The following is a 4157-nucleotide window of genomic DNA, read 5'->3' as shown; positions in this document are numbered from 1 at the left end:
CACCTTTGCCTTCACCAGCAGCAGCGATGTGGGCTTCGGCACCAGCGGGACCGGCGGCATTCCGTCCTTCACGGCCGTCAACAACGGCACGGCCCCTATCACCACCACGGTGACGGTGACGGGTACGGCTAATGGCTGCCCGGGACCGGTGCAGGTGTTTACCATCACGGTGAACCCCAGCCCGGTGGTCAATGCTGTAGCCAGCCTGTCGGTATGCAATGGGGCACCGGTATCGGCCATTGCCTTCAGCAGCCCCACCCCCGGCGCTACCTTCCAGTACACGACGTCGGTCGACATTGGATTCGGGACAACGGGCGTAGGCAATATTCCGGCCTTTACTGCCGACAATACGGGAGCTACACCGCTGGTAGCTACGGTTACCGTCACCGCCAACGCCCAGGGTTGTGCTGGTCCAGCGCAGTCGTTCAGCATCACGGTCAACCCCAGCCCGACGGTCAATACAGTCAACAACTTCACCTATTGCAACGGCGCGACCACCCAGGCCGTAGCGTTTGGTAGCCCGACGCCGGGTACTACGTTCAGCTATACGGCTACGGGTGGGAACATTGGCTTAGCCACTACGGGTACCGGAAATCTACCTTCGTTTATTGCCGTCAACAACACAACCGCTCCAATTACTACTACGGTCACCGTTGTTGCTACGGCCAACGGCTGTCCGGGGCCGGCGCAGACGTTTACCTTTACCATTCAGCCCAGTCCGACCGTTAATCCGATTGCCAATGTTGTGGTCTGTGACGGAGCTACTGTACCTGCCATTTCGTTTACCAGTCCAACGGCGGGCGCTACCATCCGATACACCAGCAGCAGTAATCTGGGATTTGGATTTGTCGGAACAAACGGCATTTCTTCGTTTGTTGCCGTTAACAATTCGTCTGCTCCGATTTCCACTACCGTTACGGTAGTTGCCTCTACCGGCGGTTGTGATGGTCCGGCCCAGACGTTTGTGGTCACCATCAACCCCAGCCCGCAGGTAGCGCAGGTACCTAATTATGTGGTGTGTAACGGCGCTACGGCTCCCGCTATTGAATTCACCAGCGCCACCCCCGGTGCTACCTTTAGTTATACGGTATCCGGTAATGTTGGTTTCGGCACCACCGGCACGGGGAATATTAACGCCTACACGGCAGTCAATAATACGTCAGCGCCAATTACGGTAACGCTGACGGTTGTCGCTATGGCTAATGGCTGTCCGGGACCCGCTCAGACATCAACCATCACCATCAACCCCAGCCCAGTTATTGCTCCGGTGACCAGCTTAACGTATTGTGATAATGCAGTTGCGCTGAGTATTCCGTTTACCAGTTCAACGCCCGGTGCGGTCTTCAACTACACCAGTTCGGTTGATGTGGGATTTGGGACCAGTGGCACCGGCAACATTCCGGGCTTTATTGCCAGCAACGAAGGAACGGCTCCGCTAACAGCAACGGTAACCGTGGTAGCTACGGGGAATGGTTGCCAGGGACCTGCGCAGACCTTTACCGTAACGGTGAATCCCCTGCCGGCGGTCAACCAGGTTGCTAATGTAGTCGTATGTAACGGACAATCGGTACCCCCCATTCCGTTTAACAGCGCCACGACGGGAGCGACCTTCAGCTATACCGTATCCGGCAATATAGGTCTTGCTGCGACTACCGGCACCGGCGGTGTTCCGACGTTTGTAGCCTCGAACACGACAACGGGACCCATCACCGTCACCCTGACGGTTCAGGCGGTTGCGAATGGTTGTCCGGGTCCGCTGGAGGTGTCAACCATCACCGTTAACCCGACCCCATTGGTTAATGCGGTCAATAGTGTGACAATCTGTAACGGGCAGAATACGACGCCGATTACCTTCAGCAGCCCGGTGGCAGGAGCTACTTTCAGCTATACCAGTTCGACGAATATCGGCTTTACGCAGATTGGAACCGGTGCCATACCGTCGTTCCGGGCCACTAATGCAACCAGCCAGCCGCTGACCACTACTATTTCGGTGGTAGCTACCGGCAATGGCGGCTGTCCCGGTCCGGCTCAGGTATTTACCATTACGGTTCTGTCTAATGCAATAACGGCTTCGATAGATACCGCGTCAACCGCCTTCAATACGGCCACTACGGTAAATATTCTGGCCAATGATAGGGATAATTGCGGTGGGCTGCCCGCTACTACATCTACGGTAACGATAACGCTGCTCGGCCAGCCTTCGGGAGGAGGAGGGACCGTAGTGCTTAACGCTAATGGAACCGTTACATTTACCCCAGCGACAGGTTTTGCCGGCGGAACGGTATTTAGCTACCGAATCTGTGATATCACCAATCCGACCGTATGTGATACTGCGTTTGTCGGTATAACGGTAGGGTCTGCGGCTCCCATTGCTACACCCGACCAGGCGACGACGGCTTTTAACCAGCGTGTCGATATTGACATTCTGAGTAATGACGTTAACCGGAATTTTGTGGGGGCGACAACGACAAACGTCACCACCCCGGTTATTACCCGGCCGCCGGCAAACGGTACCGCCACGCTAGTTGTACAGAATGACATCTTATTGCTGCGGTACACGCCAAACTCAGGTTTTGCGGGTGGCGATACATTGATCTACCGGATTTGTGATGTAGTTAATACAGCTCTGTGTGATACAGCACTGGTAACTATTACGGTTGGCAGTATAGCACCTACTGCGGTAAATGACGATGTATCTTCGCCATTCAATCAGCAGGTGTCTATATCGGTACTTAATAACGATGTAGACCGCCGGGGGCAGATAGCCACTGTTTCTACCGTCACCTTACCCGTTATTGTCCAGCAGCCGACCAATGGTACAGTGGTTGTAAATGGCGATGGCAGTGTATTTTACCGGCCCAATGCAGGCTTTGCCGGTACAGACACGTTCCTGTACCGAATCTGTGACATCACCAATCAAACGCTATGCGATACGGCACGAGTAACGGTTACCATCGGGTCCTCGGCACCGACTGCTAATCCGGATGTGGTATCGACACCGTTCAACCAGAATGTAACGGTGAATATACTGGCGAATGACCTGAACCGGTCCGGACAACCGGCTAACCTGACTAATGTCACGGCACCGGTAATTGTCAGCCAGCCCAGAAATGGCACTGCCGTCATCAACGCCGATAGGACACTTACGTATAATCCGAATGATACCTTCGCCGGTCGGGATACCTTAATTTACCGGATTTGTGATGTAGTTGACCCGACTCTGTGTGATACCGCTTTAGTCGTGATTAATGTGCAATCGGCACCGCCAGTGGCCAACCGGGATAATGTTACAACCGCATTTAATCAGGCAGTAACCGTTCCCGTTCTGACCAATGACAGAGATAAGGCCAACCAGCCGGCCAGCCTGACGAATGTGACGGCACCGTTTATCAGCCGTCCGCCTAGCAACGGAACGGCTGTCGTAAACTCAACCGGCAGCATCTCTTATACGCCCAATGCCGGTTTTGCCGGTAGTGATAGCTTAATCTACCGAATTTGTGATCGAGTTAACACTAGTTTGTGTGATACGGCCCTGGTGGTCTTTAACGTAGGTTCAGCGGCTCCAACAGCCAACCGGGATAACTACACCACGGCCCTGAATACGGCGGTGCAGATACCGGTGCTGCTCAATGACCTGAATCGGTCCGGACAACCGGCTAACCTGACAAATGTTACTGCGCCGGTTGTCAGTACCCAACCTTCTAACGGTACGGCGGTGGTGAACCCCGACGGCAGCATCACCTACACACCTGCCTTCGGGTTTGCCGGAGCCGACCAGTTCATCTACCGCATCTGTGATGTGGTGAATACAGCCTTGTGTGACACCGCTCTGGTGGTAGTGAACGTAGGCAGTGCGGCTCCGCGAGCCAACCCGGATGTGGCAACGGTTACCTTCAATCAGCCGGTGACGGTGAACGTGCTGGCCAATGATGCCGACCGCAACGGCACTGTACCGGCCACACTGGCTACGGTGACTACCCCGGTGATCCTGTCTCAGCCCGCCAGCGGCACAGCGGTGGTCAATGCCAACGGCAGTATCAGCTTCACGCCGGCCACCGGTTTTGCCGGCAGCACCACGCTGGTCTACCAGATCTGTGACCGGGTGAACACGGCCTTGTGTGACACGGCCCGGGTGACCTTCAACGTGGGCAGTGCGC

The 4157-nt window shown here is 55.3% G+C and carries 1 protein-coding gene; it reads left to right on the top strand.

What is annotated here, in order from left to right; translation table 11 throughout:
* The coding region (locus ABD931_RS22305) for a beta strand repeat-containing protein (RefSeq protein ID WP_345270197.1) at positions 1 to 4157 on the top strand (4157 nt) is incomplete at both ends.

This window comes from Nibrella viscosa (genome assembly GCF_039541875.1).
Taxonomy (GTDB): domain Bacteria; phylum Bacteroidota; class Bacteroidia; order Cytophagales; family Spirosomataceae; genus Nibrella; species Nibrella viscosa.
Note: the sequence above shows the minus strand (reverse complement) of the source record. Positions and strands in the feature narration are given on the sequence as shown.